At 70.2% G+C, this 19,215-nt stretch carries 17 protein-coding genes, 3 pseudogenes and 1 riboswitch; of the genes and pseudogenes, 13 read left to right on the forward strand and 7 right to left on the reverse strand.

All coding sequences use genetic code 11. From position 1 onward, the window contains the following. Nucleotides 1-126 precede the first annotated feature (126 nt). The 4 genes and pseudogenes from nthB to ACFYX0_RS26785 all read left to right on the forward strand — a co-directional run bounded on the left by nthB (nt 127) and on the right by ACFYX0_RS26785 (nt 3,041). Nucleotides 127-798, forward strand: a complete 672-nt coding sequence (nthB, locus tag ACFYX0_RS26770) for a nitrile hydratase subunit beta (RefSeq protein ID WP_388973755.1) — start codon at nt 127-129, stop codon at nt 796-798. Continuing rightward, on the forward strand, nt 795-1,397 hold the full coding sequence (gene nthA / locus ACFYX0_RS26775) for a nitrile hydratase subunit alpha (RefSeq protein ID WP_388973757.1): 603 nt from the start codon (nt 795-797) through the stop codon (nt 1,395-1,397). Before nthB ends, nthA begins: the two co-directional genes overlap by 4 nt. Then, nucleotides 1,394-1,768: a nitrile hydratase accessory protein gene (locus tag ACFYX0_RS26780; protein ID WP_355922665.1), complete on the forward strand. Its 375-nt coding sequence runs from the start codon at nt 1,394-1,396 to the stop codon at nt 1,766-1,768. The genes nthA and ACFYX0_RS26780 overlap by 4 nt, the downstream gene beginning before the upstream one ends. 341 nt (nt 1,769-2,109) lie before the next feature. Beyond that, a pseudogene (locus ACFYX0_RS26785) lies at nt 2,110-3,041 on the forward strand (Dyp-type peroxidase). Nucleotides 3,042-3,128: 87 nt separating this feature from the next. Here ACFYX0_RS26785 and ACFYX0_RS26790 read toward each other — a convergent pair. Further along, on the reverse strand, nt 3,129-3,482 hold the full coding sequence (locus ACFYX0_RS26790) for a hypothetical protein (protein WP_388973759.1): 354 nt from the start codon (nt 3,480-3,482) through the stop codon (nt 3,129-3,131). Nucleotides 3,483-3,735: 253 nt separating this feature from the next. Here ACFYX0_RS26790 and ACFYX0_RS26795 point away from each other — a divergent pair. From ACFYX0_RS26795 to ACFYX0_RS26805, 3 genes and pseudogenes are all read left to right on the forward strand, one after another. Beyond that, a pseudogene (locus ACFYX0_RS26795) lies at nt 3,736-4,252 on the forward strand (alpha/beta hydrolase); the annotation flags it as partial. A gap of 31 nt (nt 4,253-4,283) precedes the next feature. Next, nucleotides 4,284-4,553 (forward strand): WhiB family transcriptional regulator, encoded by a 270-nt coding sequence (locus tag ACFYX0_RS26800; RefSeq protein WP_388973761.1) that lies wholly within the window; start codon nt 4,284-4,286, stop codon nt 4,551-4,553. A gap of 230 nt (nt 4,554-4,783) precedes the next feature. Beyond that, entirely contained in the window at nt 4,784-5,020 is a 237-nt protein-coding gene (locus ACFYX0_RS26805; RefSeq protein WP_388973763.1) for a hypothetical protein, read from the forward strand. Nucleotides 5,021-5,095: 75 nt separating this feature from the next. On the opposite strand, the gene ACFYX0_RS26810 is transcribed toward ACFYX0_RS26805, so the two are convergent. Continuing rightward, nucleotides 5,096-5,266, reverse strand: a complete 171-nt coding sequence (locus ACFYX0_RS26810) for a hypothetical protein (protein ID WP_388973765.1) — start codon at nt 5,264-5,266, stop codon at nt 5,096-5,098. A 381-nt stretch (nt 5,267-5,647) separates the two neighbouring features. Here ACFYX0_RS26810 and ACFYX0_RS26815 point away from each other — a divergent pair. Both ACFYX0_RS26815 and ACFYX0_RS26820 read left to right on the forward strand, forming a co-directional pair. After that, nucleotides 5,648-5,944, forward strand: a pseudogene (locus ACFYX0_RS26815) (fumarylacetoacetate hydrolase family protein); the annotation flags it as partial. Between the two features lie 87 nt (nt 5,945-6,031). Next, complete coding sequence (locus ACFYX0_RS26820; protein ID WP_388973767.1) at nt 6,032-6,391, forward strand: hypothetical protein; 360 nt, start codon at nt 6,032-6,034, stop codon at nt 6,389-6,391. 105 nt (nt 6,392-6,496) lie between these two features. On the opposite strand, the gene ACFYX0_RS26825 is transcribed toward ACFYX0_RS26820, so the two are convergent. The 5 genes from ACFYX0_RS26825 to ACFYX0_RS26845 form a co-directional block, all read right to left on the reverse strand. Continuing rightward, nucleotides 6,497-7,348 carry an NmrA/HSCARG family protein gene (locus tag ACFYX0_RS26825; RefSeq protein ID WP_388973769.1) on the reverse strand — a complete coding sequence of 284 codons (852 nt, stop codon included), beginning with the start codon at nt 7,346-7,348 and terminating at the stop codon, nt 6,497-6,499. A gap of 172 nt (nt 7,349-7,520) precedes the next feature. After that, a complete protein-coding gene (locus ACFYX0_RS26830) occupies nt 7,521-9,158 on the reverse strand; it encodes an ATP-binding cassette domain-containing protein (RefSeq protein ID WP_388973771.1) in 1,638 nt (545 codons plus the stop codon). Next, on the reverse strand, nt 9,155-10,894 hold the full coding sequence (locus ACFYX0_RS26835; protein WP_388973773.1) for an ABC transporter ATP-binding protein/permease: 1,740 nt from the start codon (nt 10,892-10,894) through the stop codon (nt 9,155-9,157). Before ACFYX0_RS26835 ends, ACFYX0_RS26830 begins: the two co-directional genes overlap by 4 nt. After that, on the reverse strand, nt 10,891-12,153 hold the full coding sequence (locus ACFYX0_RS26840; RefSeq protein ID WP_388973775.1) for a cytochrome d ubiquinol oxidase subunit II: 1,263 nt from the start codon (nt 12,151-12,153) through the stop codon (nt 10,891-10,893). The genes ACFYX0_RS26835 and ACFYX0_RS26840 overlap by 4 nt, the downstream gene beginning before the upstream one ends. Continuing rightward, nucleotides 12,146-13,513 (reverse strand): cytochrome ubiquinol oxidase subunit I, encoded by a 1,368-nt coding sequence (locus ACFYX0_RS26845; RefSeq protein ID WP_388973777.1) that lies wholly within the window; start codon nt 13,511-13,513, stop codon nt 12,146-12,148. Before ACFYX0_RS26845 ends, ACFYX0_RS26840 begins: the two co-directional genes overlap by 8 nt. A 354-nt stretch (nt 13,514-13,867) precedes the next feature. Here ACFYX0_RS26845 and ACFYX0_RS26850 point away from each other — a divergent pair, with 354 nt between their 5' ends. From ACFYX0_RS26850 to ACFYX0_RS26865, 4 genes are all read left to right on the forward strand, one after another. Next, nucleotides 13,868-15,229: a dihydrolipoyl dehydrogenase family protein gene (locus tag ACFYX0_RS26850; RefSeq protein WP_388973779.1), complete on the forward strand. Its 1,362-nt coding sequence runs from the start codon at nt 13,868-13,870 to the stop codon at nt 15,227-15,229. A gap of 244 nt (nt 15,230-15,473) precedes the next feature. Beyond that, entirely contained in the window at nt 15,474-15,656 is a 183-nt protein-coding gene (locus ACFYX0_RS26855) for a hypothetical protein (protein WP_388973780.1), read from the forward strand. A gap of 417 nt (nt 15,657-16,073) precedes the next feature. Next, nucleotides 16,074-16,249: riboswitch (M-box (ykoK) riboswitch) on the forward strand. A gap of 306 nt (nt 16,250-16,555) precedes the next feature. Beyond that, nucleotides 16,556-17,923 carry a magnesium transporter MgtE N-terminal domain-containing protein gene (locus tag ACFYX0_RS26860; protein WP_388973782.1) on the forward strand — a complete coding sequence of 456 codons (1,368 nt, stop codon included), beginning with the start codon at nt 16,556-16,558 and terminating at the stop codon, nt 17,921-17,923. After that, on the forward strand, nt 17,920-19,209 hold the full coding sequence (locus tag ACFYX0_RS26865; protein ID WP_388973784.1) for an NRAMP family divalent metal transporter: 1,290 nt from the start codon (nt 17,920-17,922) through the stop codon (nt 19,207-19,209). The genes ACFYX0_RS26860 and ACFYX0_RS26865 overlap by 4 nt, the downstream gene beginning before the upstream one ends. The last annotated feature ends 6 nt before the right edge of the window (nt 19,210-19,215 follow it).

Below are 19,215 nucleotides of genomic sequence, written 5' to 3' on the forward strand. Positions count from 1 at the left end.
GCCCGCATTCGCGGCAGGCACCGCAACCGACTGAGTGAGTGCGGCCCGCGCGTGACGCCGGGCACGGAGGCCAAATACAATTTGAGTAGTTATGTCTGCCCGTGCAGGCGAACGAGAGGTTGTGCCATGGACGGTATCGCCGACATGGGGGGCACCCAGGGATGGGGGCCCGTTCATCCACCGACACCCGATGAACCCGTCTTCGCGGAGGACTGGCAGCGCAAGGCCTTCGCGTTGGCCATTCTCTCCAGCCGCGTCGCCTCCGGCGGCATCAACACGGATGCCTTCCGGCACGCGCTGGAGCGCCTGGACCGAGCCGCCTACCTGGACGACGGCTACTTCGGGCGCTGGCTCAACGCCGGTGAGCTGATGCTCACCGAACGCTCCGTCCTGGCGCCGGGCGCGATCGAGGCCCGGGCCCGCAACCTGCGTGGCGAACACGTCGAGGAACCGCCGATCCCCACCCCCGACCGGCCCCACTACGCACCCACGGCCGAGGGTTCGCTGCGCTCCGTGGAAGCCGCCCCGGCTTTCGGTGTCGGCGAGCGCGTACGCGCCAAGGACATCTCACCCGCCGGACACACCCGGCTGCCGGGCTACATCCGGGGACACACCGGAGTCGTAGAGCTCATCCAGCCCGCCCATGTGCTGCCGGACACCAACGCACACTTCCTGGGCGAGAACCCGCAGCACGTGTACTCGGTGCGGTTCGACTCACACGAACTGTGGGGTGCCGACGCCGAACCCTTCACCCTCACCGTCGAAATGTACGAGAGCTACCTGGAGACCACCGCATGACCACCTCCGACACCAGCTCGGCCGAGACCCTTTCCGTGGCTCTGCGTACCGAGGCGCTCGAGCAACTGCTCACCGAGCGGGGCCTGATCGACCCGGAGGTGATGAACGGCATCATCACCCACTACGAGACCAACGTGGGCCCGCTGAACGGGGCCAAGGTCGTCGCCAAGGCGTGGGCCGACCCCGACTACCGGCGGCGCCTGCTCACGGACGGCACCGCCGCCATCAAGGAACTGGGGTTCTCGGGGGCGCAGGGCGAGCACATCGTCGTCGTGGAGAACACTCCGACCACCCACAACGTGGTGGTGTGCACACTGTGTTCGTGCTACCCGTGGCCGGTGCTGGGGCTGCCGCCGAGCTGGTACAAGGACCCCGCGTACCGCTCGCGAGTGGTGAGGGAGCCGCGCGCCGTTCTCTCCGAGATGGGTCTCGAACTCGACGACGACGTGAAGATCGTCGTCCGGGACTCCACCAGCGAGGTGCGCTGGCTGGTGCTGCCCGAACGCCCGGCCGGCACCGAGCATTTGTCCGAGGAAGAACTCGTGCCCCTGGTGACCAGGGACGCGATGGTCGGCGTGGCCAAGGTGACGGCGTCGTGAGCGCGCCGCTGGACATCGAGGGCCCGGCCGCACCGCCCCGCTCCAACGGTGAGCTGGTGTTCGCCGAGCCGTGGGAGAGCCGCGCCTTCGGCATGGCCGTCACTCTGTACGAGGCGGGGGCATTCACCTGGCCGGAATTCCAGGCGGCGCTGATCGCCCAAATCGCCGCCTGGGAGGCCTCAGCGGCGCAGGACGAGCCGTACGACTACTACCGGCTCTGGCTGGCCGCCCTTGAGAACGTGCTCGCCGGTCTGTGTGCCGTGTCCAGGGAGGAAGTCACCACACGCGCCCGGACCCTGGCCCGACGCCCCGCGGGCCACGATCACCGTGACCGTCCCGATCACCACGAGCATCACGACCACCCGCACTGACGCGCGGCACCCTTGCTCGCCGCCCCGAGGCATGGGCCCCGGTCACCGTCGTTGCTCACGGCAACGGGGCCGGGCACACTCACCAACCAGCCCGGCTCCAACGCGGAGCTCGCGGCGTTCACCGACTTCGCCTTCCGCTGAGCGCGACGGGACACGCCACCGGCCGACGGCGTAGCCGTCCGTTCGTGCTCCGGGGGGAGCCACATTTCCTCGTCGACAGCCCCAACGCCGTCGTTGGAGTGTTTTCATCGACTGGTCAGGCCGCGTCGTGTGGTGCACGAGATCAGGAGAATGCATTGACTGCCGAGTCCCCGTCCGTGACCGGTTCGCAGCCGCAGCCGGTGCTCAGCCCGCTGACCAGTGCCGCGATCTTCCTGGTGGTCACCATCGCTCCAGGGGTGAGGAGAAGACACGGGAGGTGCTGGCCGACCTCCGCTCCCTGGAGCGGGCCTTCGGCTTCGGCGTGCCCGAGGCCGCCTTGAGCTGTGTGGCAGGGATCGGCTCCGATGCGTGGGACCGGCTCTTCGACTACCCGCGCCCGATCGGCCTGCATCCCTTCCGGCCGCTGAAGGGATCCCGGCACAGTGCGGTGGCCGCCCCCGGAGACCTGCTCCTCCACCTGCGTGCCACCCGGCTGGACCTGTGCTTCGGGCTCGCCACAGAGATCATGAACCGTCTGCGCGGCGCGGTGATCGTCGAGGACGAGGTGCAGGGCTTCAAGTACCTGGACTCGCGCGACCTGTTGGGCTTCGTCGACGGGACCGAGAACCCGGTCGGTACGGCCGCCCGCGAGGCTGTACTGATCGGCGAGGAGGACCCGGCCACGCCGGTGGCAGCTACGTCATCGTGCAGAAGTACCTGCATGACCTGGACGCGTGGAACGCCCTTCCGGTCGAAACGCAGGAGCGGATCATCGGCCGTACCAAGGCGACCAACCTCGAACTGGACCAGGCCGCCCCCCACGCGAAGCTGAACACCGTCGCCGGGCCGGACGGGGAGGAGCAGAAGATCCTGCGCGACAACATGCCCTTCGGCAGCCCCGGCCGCGGTGAGTTCGGCACCTACTTCATCGGCTACGCGCGCACCTGAGGTGACCGAGCGGATGCTGCGCCATATGTTCCTCGGCACACCGGACGCCACCCACGACCGGAATCTCGACTTCTCCACGGCGGTCACCGGCACGCTCTTCTACACACCCTCCGCGGACTTCCTCGACCAACTGCCCGCACTCCCCATGTCGGATGCGAAGGCGGGCGTCCTGGCTGCTGATTGAGGGGCATGGCCCGACGAGCGTGCGGACAACGATCCTTCGCAGCTCCCGGTCGGTGGCGGCCGACCACCGTGCCCACATCCTGGTGCGTCAGCAACTGGCGCGGCGTTCCATCCCTTCCCGGGACAGGCCGAGTTCCAGCCGCCACGCTCTCGCATCCGGCTCGCGTCGGACATCGCCCGCCCAGTAGGCATCGACCGCGTTCCGCGCGTCGCGCTGCAGTGCCCGTTTGACGGACCACATCGCCGAGAACAGGCCCTCGGTCCGGTGCCGGGTGCCGGGGTCGTGGACATCGAGCGGCAGACGGATTACCGCAAGCTCAGTGTCCGTGCCCCGCGACCAGCGCTTCCCCTTGTTCTTCCCCCGGTATCGGCGAGCAGGAGCAGGAGCAGGAGCAGGAGCAGCGTCGGAGGCGGGCACGGGCTCGCCCAATCCTGTGCTCACCAATGCTCCCACCTCCTTCTCTGACTCATGCCGGACGACGTCACCTGTCCGCAGTTTGACCAGTGCGGCAATCAACGCCAAGGCTACGAGACCCCACTGACAACGCGCCGTGCCACGAGGGGACTTCGGTCTCTACGAAGGCCTTCATGCGCCTGAGTCTTGCCCACTGCACCTCGGGCGATCTTCGTGCCTCCACCGGTTTGACCGGGCCGCACATGCGGTACCTCGTCGGGCAGCTGTGGGAGCTCGCATCCTCGACGGCACGCGGCTGGCCGTGGCGGGAGATTCGGTCGACGGCAACATGACGGCGGCGCTGATCCTGATGGCCAAGGAGCGCGGCGGTGTCCCGCTCGTGCAGCAGGTGCTGTTCTACCCCGTCACCGACGCGAGCTTCGACACAGGCTCGTACCACCAGTTCGCCACCGGCTACTTCCTGCGCCGGGACGGCATGCAGTGGTTCTGGGACCAGTACACCACCGATCCCACGGAGCGCGCACAGATCACCGCCTCCCCGCTGCGTGCCACCACCGAGCAACTCGCGAGCCTTCCCCCGGCGTTGGTCGTCACCGGCGAGGCCGACGTGCTGCGCGACGAGGGGGGAGGCCTACGCCGACAAGCTCCGCCGGGCGGACGTTCCGGTCACCGCCGTACGGTTCCAGGGCATCATCCACGACTTCGTGATGCTCAACGCCCTGCGCTCCACCCAGGCCGCCCAGGGCGCCATCACGCTCGCCGTCCAGACGCTGCGCACCGCACTGCAGCAGGCCTGACCCGCCCACAGCTGATCGGCACGGTGCGGACATGAAGCCCCCGAACGTGAAACCACACCTGAGCGAGTGGAGCCGGCAGAGCCTGGCCGCGTGCCGCGGCATGGACAGCTCGGTCTTCTTCTCGCCGATGGGTGAGCGGGGAGGCCGTCGGCGCGATCGTGAAGAGCGAGCCCAGTCGATCTGCCGCACCTGTCCGGTGCTGCGCGCCTTCGCCGCCTTCGCCTTGCAGACCGGACAGACACACGGAGTGTGGGGAGGCCTCACGGAGTCCGAGCGCCGAACCGGCGCGCCGGGCCGGTGACGCCGGTACCGCTCGACCTGCCGCCGGCGCGGTCCCGGCGCTGTCCCCCGAAGGCAACAACCGGAATTCTGAACGCAATGCGGTACGCCGTCGGACAAGAACCCGTGCGTTGTCGGCATACCGGCGACGGTGACGCCCGGATACGTTGGCGTCGTAAGACCGCCCGGCAGAACCGAACGCCGCCCGACAGGCCGCTGGTGCCGGCAGCTCTCCCTACGGAGGATGACCGCGTGAACACAGAAGAGCCGCCCTCGGACAACGGCCACCCTCACATCCGCCACATCATGGATCGGATGACCGAGCACCACCGCCGCGCTCAGTCCGAGCGTGAGGAGGCCGCGTTGGAGGACGCGATCGAGGGAGCGGGATTCGACCTGGCGGCCGACATCGCCCATCCCGCAGCCGGCCACAGGGAATCCGGGTACGACGTGGAGACGGACCTCGGCGTCCAGCCGCAGGAGCCCTAGGCGCCCGCCCCTGTCCGGCGACCCCGCCTTCTCGATCTGTTCCGGCCTGCTCGTGTCCCGAGCAGGCCGGTCCGCTCAGCCGTTCCAGTCGCTGAGGAAGTCGAGGAGTTCCGCGTTGACGACGCCGGGGCGTTCCTCCTGGCAGAGGTGTCCGGCACTGGGGGACGGGTACGCCACGGACGTTCCGCGCCAGTTCCTTCCACACGTCCAGGACCTCGTGAGGTGGTCCATCAGTTCTGCGCTCATGGATTCTCGCTCGTGGAGTCGAAGGAGATTCGTAGGCCCTTGGGCGGCCGCGCGGATGATTCGGCTTCTTCGGTCCGCTGTTTGAAATGAGTACGCCGCTCATTGCCCCGTTGGGAAGGATATCGACGCCCTCCACGGGCATTCTTCTCCGAGAACGCACCACGTGTGCTCTCACAGTGCACAGGCCTCCGCCACGTGCTTCTCGAGTGCCTAGACTCCAAGTGCCGACCTACCGCAACCTTCGGTCGGTTGGGGAAGTCGGCACCGAAGGGCGAGCGCGGATCGCGTCGCCGCCCGCCGATTCTGAATTTCGACGGAGATTCCTATGGCACTGCTCGATCCGGAACCCGGGAAATTGCGTCCGCGGGCCACCGCCGGCCCGGCCCCTGGCTGGTGACTCCGGACGAGTTCGACAACCCCGACGATCTGGAACTGATCTGCGCCGTCAACGGCGTGGAGGTCCAGCACGACCGCACCCGGCACCCCTCATCTTCTCCGTCCCCGCCCTCATCGCCAAGCTGTCCGCAGTACTCCCGCTGCTGCCCGGCGATGTCATCTTCACCGGTACCCCCCCGGCGTCGGCCTCTGGCGCTCGCCGCAGCGCCGGCTCACCGCCGGTGACGAACTGGTCAGTCCATCCAGGGCATCGGCGAGCTGCGCCAGCGGTTCGTCGACTGAGCGCCCCCTGTCTGGCTTATCCCGCAGTGGCGCACGGCATCCCCGGTAGGCACCCATGTCTCCCGTTCGAAAAGAAGGAACAGCACCATGCCCAGGAACAAAGCAGGCATACGGACCGGGCTGTTGGCCGCGGTTGTGGCGGCGACCCTCGTCGTCGCCGTCACAGGCCCGGCGACCGCCGCTTCCGGCCCTGTGTCGGACGTACGCTTCGCGGCGCATCCGAACATCGCCGACGGACAGCGACCGGAGAACATCACCCTGGAACCCGGCGGCGGTGCGGACGTCACCTTCGCCTACTCCCGCCAGGTCGCCCGCATCACCCCCGACGGCCGGGCACATGTCCTCGCAACCCTGCCGGCGCCCCCGGCCGGGTCCACCACCCCCGTCCTGACCTCACCGTTCCTCGGCGGGATCGTCGCCGTCCGGACCGTTCGCCAGACCGTGTGAGCCAGCCGGCACGGCCGGTACTGCGGAACCCGCTGTCGGCGACGCCATGGCGTCGCCGACAGCGGCGTAGGACGAGGGAGTGCTTCCCGGAGGGGGCCGACCGGTTCAGCGGGCGGGCGCCCACGTCCGGTGGGCCCAGTCGGCGAAGCCGGTCCAGCGGACCTCCGGATGAGCGTCGTGGAGGGCGGGAATGTCGACGCGATAGCCGGGGCCGTTCAGAAACGTCCACATCGCGTGCATGTCCGGGTCGGCGATCGCCGACAGCGGTACCCGCTCATGGCGGACCTCCCGCCCCACCGCCGCGCCGAGTGCGGCCGCCATCTGCGTGGGAGTGGGTGCATCGCCGGCCAGCTCGATGCGCTGTCCCACGAAGGGAGCAGGGTTGAGCAGCACTTCCGCCGCGAATGCGCCGAGGTCCGGGCGGGCCAGCTGCTGCAACGGCCGATCGGGTGGCAGCGGCAGATCGAGAACTCCGCCGAGGATGCGCTCTGCTCCACCGAGCGCGTTGTCGAAGAAGTACGTCGGCCCCAGAATCGTGTAAGGGACATCGCCTGCGGCCAGCTCCGCCTCGACGCGCGCCTTGCTCTCGAAATGCGGCACCCCGCTGTCCTGGTCGGCCCCGGCCACAGAGCTGAAGACGAGATGCGGCACGCGCTCCTCCGCGGCGGCGGAGAGGATGGCGCGCCCCTGGTTCACCTCCGCCTCGACGCCGGCCTCGAAGGGAGTGGTGAAGGCGAAGACACCCGTCACCCCACGCATCACCGCGGCGAGTGACCCACGATCGCTCAGGGATCCCGCCACCACTTCGACACCCTGGTCGGCCAGTTCCCGCGCGGCTGAGCGGTGGGGATCACGTACCAGCGCCCGGATCCGCGCGCCTCGGCCCAGCAGCGCGTCCGTCACTGCCCTGCCCTGTCCGCCGGTCGCGGCCAGCACCAAGATGGGCTCGTCGGTCATCGAAGAACTCCCTTCCTCGCAGACGATCCCTGAAGGATCTTCTGCCGTTTCCACGGTAACCAGCCGTCTTGGACGACACGCCCGTGGTGCCCGGACGAGTGAGAAGAGGGCGCTGTGAGACCTGTCCTGGTGCACGCACAGTCATCACGACCGTGCGACTACACGGCCGGTGTCATCGCACGCGTACGGCTTCCCTGATCGAGCTTCGGCTGACGCCGAGACGGACGACCGCGGTCGGCGAGCGGTCAAGCAGATCGAGGTCCTGCTCCTGAACGGCGATCACCAGCCCGGTCTCGGGCAGCATCCGGGGCAGCGCGGCCAGCAGCGCCTCGGCGGTGGGGCGGTCGAGACCGGCGGTGGGCTCGTCGAGCAGCAGCACCGGAGGGCGTCTCAGCACCGCGCGCGCGGTGGCAAGGCGCCTTCGCTGCCCCTGCGACAGCAGACGCCCGCCGGTGCCCACCGAGGCGTCGAGCGGCAGGGCCGCGAGGCCGACCGCTTCCAGGGCGGCCCGTAGGGCGGTGTCGTCGGCCGAGGGCGCGACCTGACGCAGATTGGCCGCCACCGTGTCGTCGGCCAGCCAGTCGTCTGCCTCCACCAGCGTGACCGTCTCGGCGACGGTCCGGGCCGGCAGCTCATGCACGGGCGTGCCGTCGAGGAGGACCGTGCCGGCGGGCGCCGGCAGACGTCCGGCGAGCTGCCCGAGCAGGGTCGACTTCCCGCTGCCATTGGGGCCCGTGACCAGAACCAGGCCAGGGCCCTGCAGGGTGGTGGTGAGGGTCGCGGACGTCGCGAGGAGCGGGAGGCCGACCGTCGCCACGGAGCGGGCGGCCGGCCGCTGTCGGCCCACGGGCCGCTCCTCGGCAGCAAGCGGCGCGAGACGTTCGGCTGCCTCGCCTGCCTGGGCCAGGTACTGCAGCAACCAGGGCAGTCTCTCCAGCAGTTCCCAGCCGGCGGCCACCAGCAGTACCTCGCCCACCACGACGGCGACGGGCTGGGCCGGAGCTGCGCCCAGGCCGATGAGCAGGACCGACGCCTGGCCCAGCGCGGCAAGAAGGCGCAGGCCCAGGCGGCCCAGTCGCTCGGCTCGGGCTGCGGCCCACTCGGCGGACTCGACAGCCGTCATGGCAGTCGTCGCCGTCCGTTGCGCCTGTGGCACGGCGTCCAGGCACCGCAGTTCGTTGAAGGCTGCCCGACTGCCGAGCAGCGTGGTACGGAGTGCGGCCCTGGCCTCGGCGGCAGTGGCCAGACGGGCTCGGGCGAGACGGTGTGCGCGCCGGGCCCAGACGAGACCGGCCCCCCAGACGACCAGTTCGGCCGCTCCCAGCAGCGGCATCGCCCACAGCAGCAGGATCTCGACCAGGCACGCGGTGGTGACCGCCGCGACCAACGGTGCGAAGACGTTCGCGGGCAGTCCCGCGACGGTCTCCACATCGGTGGTGAGCCGGGCGAGCAGCGTCCCGTCGCGTTGTCCGCGCAGTTCACGGGGCGTGAGGCGGGCGGCACCACGGGCCAGCCGACTGCGCAGCGCCACGGAGGAGTTCAGCAGTGTCTGGTGGTTGACCAGGCGTTCGAGGTGGCGCAGCCCGGTACGGGCCAGGGCCAGCGCCCGGACGGCGCCCGAGGGGTACATCCAGGACCAGGTGGTGATGCCCTGCAGGGTGACCACGGCACAGGTCGTCAGGAACCACCCGGACACGCCGAGAAGTGCGACGCCGCTGAGTTCGGCCGCGGTCGCCGGCAGCAGGCCGGTCAGCAGGGCACGGCGCGGCACCGCCACGCGCAGCAGGCGCCAGGCGCAGGTCCGTTTCATCGGGCTCTCCCGTGGTCCAGGGTGACGACCTGGTCCGCCAGGGGCAGCAACGCCGGACTGTGGGTGGCGAGCAGGACCGTACGGTTCCGGGTCAGTGTCCGTAGCGCCGACAGGACCCGCTCCTCCGCTTCGGGGTCGAGGTGCGCGGTCGGTTCGTCCAGGCACAGCAGAGGTGCGTCCCGGAGCAACGCCCGGACGAGGGCCAGTTGTTGGGACTGGCCGGAGGACAGGCCGGTGCCCCGTTCGCCGAGTGCTGTGTCCAGCCCCTGCGGCAGCGCGGTCAGGAGGTCTTCGAAGCCGAGGGTGGCGATGGCGCCGAGCAGGTCGTGGTCGGTTGCCGTGGGCCAGGCGAGGAGGAGGTTCTCGCGCAGGGTGCCGGGCAGCAGGTGTGCCGGCTGGCCCACCCAGGAGACTCGGCTCGGTTCGGCGGGCAAGGGCCGTCCGTCGACCAGGTGGAGCGCGCGTCCGCCGTGCGGGGCGGACAGACCCGCCGCGACGGCCAACAGGGTGGACTTGCCTGCGCCGCTCGGTCCGGTGACGGCGAGGCACCGGGTCGGTGCGAGCTGCACGCTGACGCGGTCCAGGGCGGGTGCCTGACGTCCGGTGTGATGAACGGTGACGGCTTCCAGGCGCACCCCAGGGGGCGCCGTGGTCCGTCGTGTCGGCCGGAGCGGCTCGGCGGGCGACGGGACGTTCTCACCGGGTGCGGCCAGGAGCGGGGCCAGGAGATCCGCGGCGGCGGCCGCCTGGGCGCGGGCGTGGTAGCCGGCGGCCAGGTCCCGGGCCGGGGCGAAGTAGGCGGGCACCAGGACGAGGACGAACAGCGCGGCGGACAGGCTCATATGGTCCGGGACGACGGGCAGGCGCAGATAGTCGAGCAGGACCAGCCCGCAGTAGGTCGCCACCACGGCGAGGGTGCCGGTGATGAGCAGTTCGACCCACGCGGTCGACAGGAAGGCGATCCGCAGCACCTTCTCGGTCCGCCCGGCGACCTCCCGGTCGTCCTGCTCCAGTGCATGGGCCGCGTCGTCGTGCGCGCCGAGTCCGACCAGAGTGGGCAGCCCGCGCAGATGGTCCAGCAGCCGTGACTCGTGGGCGCGGATCGAGCCCAGCTGGGCACGGACGGCGGTCTGCGTGCCCAGGCCGATGACCTTGAGGTTGGCCGGCAGCAGCGGGGTGGCGGCCACCACGAGCAGGGCGACGAACCAGCTGCGGCAGGCGATGGCGGCAAGGACGAGACCACTGCCCAGCAGCATGGTGGTCCGCGCGGGCAGATAACCGGTGAGCCAGTCGGTCAGCTGGTCGACCTCGCCGTCGACGGCCCGGGCCGGCGCCGCGTCGTCCAGGTCGGTGCGCGCCGGCCCGTGGGCGGGCAGGGCCGTCTCGATGATCCGGCGGCGCAGGGTCTCGCGTACGGTACGGGCACCGCGGGCGGCTGCCGCGTCACCCGCGGCCAGCAGCCCGGCGCGCAGGGTCACTCCGGCCGCCGTCAGGAGGGCGGGCAGCAGTACGGCCGTCGCGGGCAGATCGCCCCGTAGCGCCGACAGCCCTCGCTGCGCACCCCAGGCGAGCCCGCCCGCCCACAGGACGGTGCCCGACTGGGCCGCGCCGCGCAGGATTCCCGCGCGACGCAGCTCGGAACCGCCGACGGCAGCCCAGGCCTTGAGCCTGGCGGGGACCGGGCTCTCGTGTTTTTCCGCGGCCAACTCGTCCAGGAGTACGGCAGTGTTGCTCACGAGGTGGTCTCCGCCTCGGCGTCCGTGTCGAAGTAGCCGGCGCGGTGGTCACGGCGGTCGCCGACGACCCAGGCGGCCAGTGCCGTACAGCCCAGAAGGACGACGCCGATCGGGCCGATCAGGTCGGAGACGCCGCCGAACACATCCTGGGAAAGAGCAGTCGCCAGGATGCCGAGCACTACCAGCAGGGCGCGTCGCACGATCGTCCGCGGCGCGCTGCCGGGCGCCGGTACGGCCGGAAGGGGGCGGACGCGGGCGGACAGCGGCGGGACGGGGTTCTCCACCGGATCGCTGTACTTGCCGCGGAAACTGCGCCACGCGTAGATGTTGTACGCGAGGACGAACGGCATGCACAGGCCGACGCCGAGGACCAGGAGGAGCTGGGAGGAGTGCGGGCTCGCGGCCTGATGAACGGTCAACCGGGGTGGGACGACGACTGGCATGGAGACGACCGCCAGCCCCAGCAGCCCAGTGGCTGTCATGGTGGCCACGGCCGCGAACGGCCGCCAGTCGGGGCCGCGGCCGAAGCCGTACCAGGCGACGACGGCGGCCACGACGGCGACGGCGACCGCGAGCCAGAACAGCACCGCCCGCACCGGCTGGCCCAGATGGAACTGCTGCGGATCGGCGTCTTGCAGCAACAGGCCGAGTACGAGCCCCATGATCGCAGTGGCCGTCAGCAGGGACCGTCCGGTACGGCGGACCTCCGGCCGGGACCACCCTTCGGTCTTGTCCTGCAGCCAGGCGGCTCCTGCCAGCAGATAGACGACGACCAGACCGAGGGCGCACAGCACGCCGTAGAGGCCGAACCAGTCCAGGGCCCCGCCCTGGAAAGTCCCGTTCCGCTGTTGCGGACCGGTGAGCAGGGCACCGAGAACAAGGCCTTGGCACACGGTCGCGGTGAGCGACGCCCAGCCGAACAGCAGCGCCCATCCCCGACGGTAGGTGCCGGCCGCGCTCTGCATCTCAAGGCCCAGTCCGCGCAGAATGATGGCGACCAGCATGACGATCAGTGGCAGATAGACGCTGGGCAGGACCACGGCGTAGGCGCCGGGCAGGCCCGCCCACAGCACGACACCGACCAGGATGAGCCAACTCTCGTTGGCGTCCCAGGCGGTGGCGACGATCTCGCCGTACTCCCGTCTGCGCTCGGGCTTGGCCGCCAGACTGAGCATGCCCACCCCGAGGTCGTAACCGTCGAGGACGACGTACATGCCGAGCGAGAAGAGAACCAGGGCATAACCAACATACTCAAGCAACGAGGGCCTCCGATACGTCGGGCGAGGCGGGTCCACCGGGCAGGGCCTCGGGTCCGGCCTTGACCGTACGGACGATGTAGCGCGCCCAGATGACCAGCAGGGTGGCGTAGAGCAGGACGAAGCCGGCCAGGCTGGCGGCGACTTCGGGTGTGGTGAGGTGGGAGACGGCGTCAGCGGTGCGCAGTTGGCCGTACACCACCCAGGGCTGGCGGCCCGTCTCCGCCACGATCCAGCCGCCCGTGATGGCGATGATCCCGGCCGGGGTCATCCACACCATCCACCGGAGGAAGCGCGGCGAGTCGAACAGGCGCCGCCGCATGCGCAGGACCACGCCCGCGAAGGCCGTGCCGAACATGAGCAGTGCGGTGAAGTACATCGCGCGGAAGCCGTAGAAGGTGGTCCACATGTTGGGGCGTTCGTCGGGTGGGGTCTGGAGCAGACCGGGCGTCTTCGTCTTGCCGCTGAGGTCCTGGGCGATGGCCGAGCCGAGGTAGGGGACCTCGACGTGCAGCCGGTTCTCGCCCTTGCCCGTGTCGGGGACGACGAGCAGGTTGTAACCGTTGTTGTCGCTCTTCCAGTTGCCCTCGAAGGCCTCCAGCTTGGGCAGCTGGTGCTGTCCCATGAAGACCGCCGTGCCGTCTCCGACATACAGCTGAATCGGCATCAGCACTCCGAGCACCCCGAGGGCGATGGACAGACAGCGCCGGGCCATGGGCTGGGCGTGGACCCGGTTCTTGACCAGGTACCAGGCGGAGATGCCGCCGACGAACCAGGCGGCGCTGATCAGCACGGCCAGCAGCATGTGCGGGAAGCGGTGCGCGAAGGCGGGGTTGAACAGGATGCTGAACCAGTCCCCGGCGTGGAACTGGCCGTCGACCTTCTGGTAGCCGACCGGGTCCTGCATCCAGCTGTTGGCCGACAGGATCCAAGTGGTGGACAGCAGGGTTCCGAAGGCGACCATCCAGCTGGCCAGGGCCATGGTGCGCGGTCGGATCCGCCCGTCCCCGTAGAGCATCAGGCCGATGAAGCCCGCCTCCAGGAAGAAGGCGGTGATCACCTCCATACCGATGGTGACCCCGATGACCGGGCCGACCGCATGGGCGTACGTGCCCCAGTTGAGGCCGAACTCGAAGGTCATCACCGTGCCCGCGACGACGCCCAGTCCGAAGCCGACGGCGAAGATCTTCTTCCAGAACCGGAAGATCTGCAGGTACAGAGGATTTCCCGTGCGTACGTAGACCGTGTACACCACGGCCAGGAGCACGGAGAGCCCTACGGTGAGCGCGGGGAAGGTCATGTGGAAGATCGCGGTGATCGCGAACTGCCATCGGGACAGTTCGACGACGGTGGGCGAAGCCATGGGTTCTCCCGGGGAGCAGCAGACTTGACAGGGCATCGGGCGTGGGCCGGGTCTCAGGGCCTCGCCGGAGGGCGCTCAGGCGTGGGACGGCGCGGTGTACACGGTGGTCATGACGGGCCTCCTGCGATGCTGTGCTGAAAATGCACGCCTGACGCTAGGGGCTGAACCGGGGGACAAGTTGCCCCGAAGTGCACGTGCAGCTGCCCGTCAGCGCACCGAGCGTCCGTCGGCTCGCCGTGCGTTCACTCTCAGGCCGACAGCCGTGCGCTCACAGGCACGAGCTGCCGCGCGACTGTCCTAGCCTCTCTGTCCGACGGCCGGTCGGACGGCCGTACGAGCAGAGAGACGTGGAGCATGAACGAGCAGGTGGACGTGGTCGTCATCGGCCTGGGGCCCGGCGGCGAGTACGCGGCGGGCACGCTGGCGGAGTCCGGCCTGGAGGTGGTCGGTGTCGAGGCGGAACTCGTCGGCGGCGAGTGCCCGTACTGGGGATGTGTGCCCAGCAAGATGATGATCCGGGCCGGCAACACGCTCGCCGAGACCCGCCGTGTCTCCGCCCTTGCCGGGCACGCGGACGTCACCCCTGACTGGGGCCGGGTCGCCGACCGTATCCGTGACGAAGCCACCGACGACTGGAACGACCAGGTGGCGGCCGACCGGCTCGCGGCCAAGGGGGGCCGGCTCGTCCGTGGCAGGGGACGTCTCACCGGGCCGCGGCAGGTCACGGTCGGCGAACGCGTCCTTCAAGCGCGCCGGGGTGTCGTGCTGGCCACCGGCAGCAGGCCCCGGATCCCGCCCGTACCCGGCCTCGCGGCGACACCGTACTGGACCAACCGGGACGCCATGGCGGCCAAGGAACTGCCGACGTCGATGCTGGTCCTGGGCGGGGGCGCCATCGGTGTGGAAGTCGCTCAGGTCTTCGCACGCTTCACCTGCCGCGTCACCGTGGTCGAGGGCCAGGACCGGCTGCTGTCCCAGGAGGAACCAGAGAGCGGGGAGCTCGCCGCGCAGGCCCTGAGGGCGGACGGCGTGACGGTGCTCACCGGACTTCGCGCCCGTCAAGTCAGCCATGACGGCACCGAGTTCACCGTTTTCCTCGAAGGAAGCGCGGAGCCCCTGCGCGCCGAGCGCCTGCTCGTCGCCGCCGGGCGGTATTCCGAACTCGCTGATCTGGGCGTCGAGACAGTGGGCCTCGATCCGGCGGCGAGGATCGTGCCCACGGACGGCCGGATGCGGGCGGCGGAGGGGCTGTGGGCGGTCGGTGACATCACCGGCCACGGCGCCTTCACCCATGTTTCGACGTACCAGGCGCAGATCGCCGTCCGCGACATCCTCGACCGGCCCGGCCCCGACGCCGACTACCGTGCGCTGCCCCGCGTCACCTTCACCGATCCCGAGATCGCGGCCGTGGGACTCACGGAGCGACAGGCCCGCCAGCGGGGCTTGCGGGTGCGGACCGCGGTGGTGCCCAGCTCCTCCTCGACCCGCGGCTGGATCCACGGTCCGGGCGGCGAGGGGTTCATCAAGCTGGTCGAGGACTCCGACCGGGGCGTCCTGGTCGGCGCGACCTCGGCGGGACCGGCAGGAGGCGAGCTGCTGTACGGACTGAACGTCGCCGTCCACGCGGAGGTGCCGGTCGAGCGGCTCCAGAACATGATCTACACCTACCCGACGTTCCACCGGGCCATCGAGCCGGCCCTGGCCGCTCTCCGCTGACCGGTCCGGCCCGGCCCTGGCGCGTCCCGCGTCGAAGGCCGGGCAGAGTGGCGTCGTCCCCCGATCCGTCGGCGTCGCGCCTGCTCGACACGGTCTCCGCCGTGGTGATCGACTCGACGGTGCTGGGGAACAATCGGGATGGAGCGGACGGTCGGCGGCTCGACCCGCTGACCGCGCCGGTACTGGCCGCGGACCATGCCACCGGAGTGACGGTCCTCTCTCCGAGGGCCGGCGCATCGGCGACATGTTGTCCCCTGCCGAGGAACTCCTCGGCAGGCGTGAATGCCTCGTCGACCAGTTATGCGCGCTGCGGAACAAGGGCCACGCGGTGCTGATGGTCTCCGGCACCGACACAGAGCCGGCCGCCGGGGACATCGCGGTCGCGGTGCCCGATGCCCCCGGGCGCCGAGACGTGCTGGTCGGCTGATCCGGTGTGCGTGGACGGTCTGGAGGATGTCTTGCACGCAGTGCCCGCGGCCCGGACGGTTTCCCGACACTCTGTCCAGCCGGCACTGGCGGGATCAGCCGCCGGACCATTGCTCGCCCTCACGGCCCCGAAGCACGGCTTCGCCCTCATCCCCGTGCACACCGTGACCTTCGTCCCTCTGCCGTGGGCAGTCGTAGCGGCACGCCGGTCCACCCGCGCCCCGAGGCCGGCCCGACGCCATGCATGACGCCGGCGGACCGTGTCTGTCGGCCCTGCGGCCCTACGTGCCGCGATCAGGCCCTTGCCGCCGGCGAGGCGGAGGCGGCGACGGTCACGGTCCCGTAGGTGCGAGGTCAAGCGCCGGTCATGGATTGGGAGGGCGGGGCAGCGAGGGCGTATCGTTAACGCGGTTTTGATGAGGCACCTCGTTCGGTGAGGCGTCTTCACGGACACAGGCCACTGATCCCACCCGTCGAGAGACGCTCCGGATCAGGACAGGTCTCCCCGGCCCAAGGGGTGACCCCAAGTGGCTTCCCCGTGCGTATGGGGGACACGCCGTGGAGTGCCAAAGCTCTGACGAGTTGGGGTGCGCCGGTCTCCGGTCGGCTGCCCTTGCCGTATGGCCGTCGTGTCGCGCGCGGCCGCCGGGATCGGGAGGAGGCGAGCATGGACAGTAGTCCGGGCCATAGTCGGCCCCTTTCCGCGTTGTCCTCGCCGTCCCTCCGCGGCCTGAGGCAGCCCGTTCTCCTCCACTGACCCGACCCCGCCTGGCACCGTCGCTGGCCTGCCCTGGCGAGGAGGGCCGCCGTGTGTCCTGGCGCCGAGTCCGGTGGCAGGGGGAGCGTGCGCTGCCGCGGCCGCCCGGTGCCCCGCCATGCCGGGGCAAGGGGGTGTTCACCTTGTCCGTCAACACTCTGCTCATGTCCACCTCGGCCCGTCTGCGTGACCGCCGCGTCGATCTGGAGCGCCGCGCCACGGCCTCCAAAGCCGTCCGTACGTCCCTGGTCTCGCTGGCCGGACTGATCGGCGGCCCGGTCACCAACCAGGCCGGGGAGGAGGTCGGCCGCGTGGTCGACGTGGTTGCCCGGCTCTACGGCGAGGAGTCGTATCCGCCGGTGACCGGACTGATCCTACGGATCGGGCGGCGGCGTACGTTCCTCGCTTCGGACGCCATCGGCAAGGTGCACGCCGGACACGTACGGTTGCGCACCGCGCGGATCGACCTGCGGGACTTCTCCCGGCGCCCGGGTGAAGTGCTGCTCGCCAGGGACGTCCTCGACCATCAGCTGGTGGACGTGGACGGTGTACAGGTCACCCGGGCCGCCGACCTGTACCTGGCGCCCCTGGTCGACAAGGTGCTCCTGGTCGGCGTCGACGTCTCCCTGCCCACCCTGTTGCGCCGGCTCGGCCCGCGTCGCTGGCAGGCGAGGCCGACCCCGGAGCGGGTGCTGGACTGGCAGGCAGTCGCCCCGTTCGGCGAGCAGGCCACCGAAGGACCGGCCGAGGTGCGGCTGCGGGCCTCTCGGACCGCGCTGCACCGGCTGCGCCCGGGCGAGCTGGCCGACATCCTCGAAGACCTCGGTCGCAGCGAGCGGCAGCAGTTGCTGGAATGGCTGGAGCCGGAGCAGGCGGCCGACGCGCTGGAGGAGATGGAACCGGCCGAGCTGGAGAATCTTCTGCGCGAGGCGGCACCCGACCACGCTGCCCGGCTGGTCGACGAGATGGAGCCCGACGAGGCCACCGATGCCCTGCGCGACCTCACCGGTGAGGAGCGTGAGGCGTTGCTGACCCGCATGCCGTCCGGCGAGGCGGCGGAGCTGCGCCGTCTGCTGCGGCACCGGGAGGGCACGGCGGGTGGTGCCATGACCACCCTCCTGGTCACCGCCCGCGCGGACGATACCGTCGCCGAGGTGCGGGGCCGTTTGGCCGAGCAGGCCGAGCACCGCACCGAGATCGATGCCGTCGCTGTCGTCGACGAGCGTGACCGACTGCTGTGCGACATCACCCTGTTCGACCTGGCGGTGGCCGAGGATACGTCCCTGGTGGCTGATCTCACCGCCTGGCTGGCCCAGTTCGGCACTCCTGTCACCGTCCGCCCGGACACCCCGCTGGCCGAGGCCGCCGACCAGTTGGTCGCCGCCCGAGCCTCTTCCCTGTTGGTGGTCGACGACGCCGACCGCCCGCTCGGCCGAATCCTGGCCGACGACTTGCTCGATGCGATGCTGCCCGAACGCGGGCGCCTGCACTTCCGGAGGTTCCTGCAGTGACCGGCGACCTGGACACCGTCACCCCGACCCAGGAGGCGGCGCCTGCCCGTCGCACCGGCTGGCGGCGCATCACCATGGTTGCGGCGATCGCGGGCCCTGGCCTGGTCGCCGCGAACGCGGGCAACGACGCAGCCGGCATCGCCACCTACGCCTCGGCAGGATCCCAGTTCACCTACGGCACCCTGTTCTTCATGGTGCTGGTCACCATCGCCCTGGTGATGGTGCAGGAGATGGCCGTCCGACTCGGCGCCCACACCGGCAAGGGACTTGGCGCCCTGATCCGCGAGCAGTTCAGTCTCCGCCTGACCGCACTGGCCGTGTTCTGCCTGCTGCTGGCCAACACGGGCCTGGTCGTCTCGGAGTTCGCCGGTATCGGCGCCGCCTTCGAGCTGCTGGGCGTCCCCAAATGGGCGGTCATCCCGCCGGCGGCGATCCTGCTGTGGGCGCTGGTGCTGTTCGGCTCCTACCACTGGGCCGAGCGCATCTTCCTGATCATGTCCCTGGCGTTCTTCGCCTATCCGATCGCGATGATCCTCGGCCATCCTGACTGGGGCGCCGTAGGCCACCATCTCGTGATCCCCCACATCGAGCCCAGCAAGGACTTCATCCTCCTCGCGGTGGCGTTGATCGGTACGACGGTCAGCCCGTACATGCAGTTCTACGCGGCCGCAGGCGTCGTCGACCGAGGCGCCAGGCCCGCCGACTACCCGCTCATCCGGGCCGACGCCGTGCTCGGCGCCGTCTTTGCCTGTGTCATCAGCCTGACCATCATCATCTCCACGGCGTCCGCCATCGGCGGGACGGGCCCGCTCGACTCCGCCGCCCAGGCCGCCGAAGCTCTGAAGCCTGTTGCGGGGAAGAACGCCGAACTCCTCTTCGCCGTCGGTCTGATCGGCGCCTCCGCCCTGGCCGGGGCCGTCGTGCCGCTCTCCGCCAGTTACGCCATAGGAGAAGCCGCCGGCGTGGAGCGCTCGGTCTCCCGCAGCTTCCGCGACGCCCCACTGTTCCTGGGCCTGTTCACGGCCCAGATCGTGCTGGGCGCCACGGTGGCGATGACCCCGGTCGACGTCATCCAGCTCCTTATCGGAACCCAGGTCCTACAGGGCCTGATCAGTCCGATCGTTCTGGTCTACCTGCTCGTCCTGACCAACCGACGGTCGCTGCTGGGCGATGCCGCCAATGGGCCGCGCTACCGTATCGCCGCCACGGCCGTGGTCGTCGGCGTCGCCGCCATGTCCACCGTGCTGCTCGCCCAGACGGTACTCGGCTGGTTCGGCCTGGCGTGACCCTGG

It is taken from the genome of Streptomyces sp. NPDC002573 (genome assembly GCF_042889625.1).
GTDB classification, from domain to species: Bacteria; Actinomycetota; Actinomycetes; order Streptomycetales; family Streptomycetaceae; genus Streptomyces; species Streptomyces gibsoniae.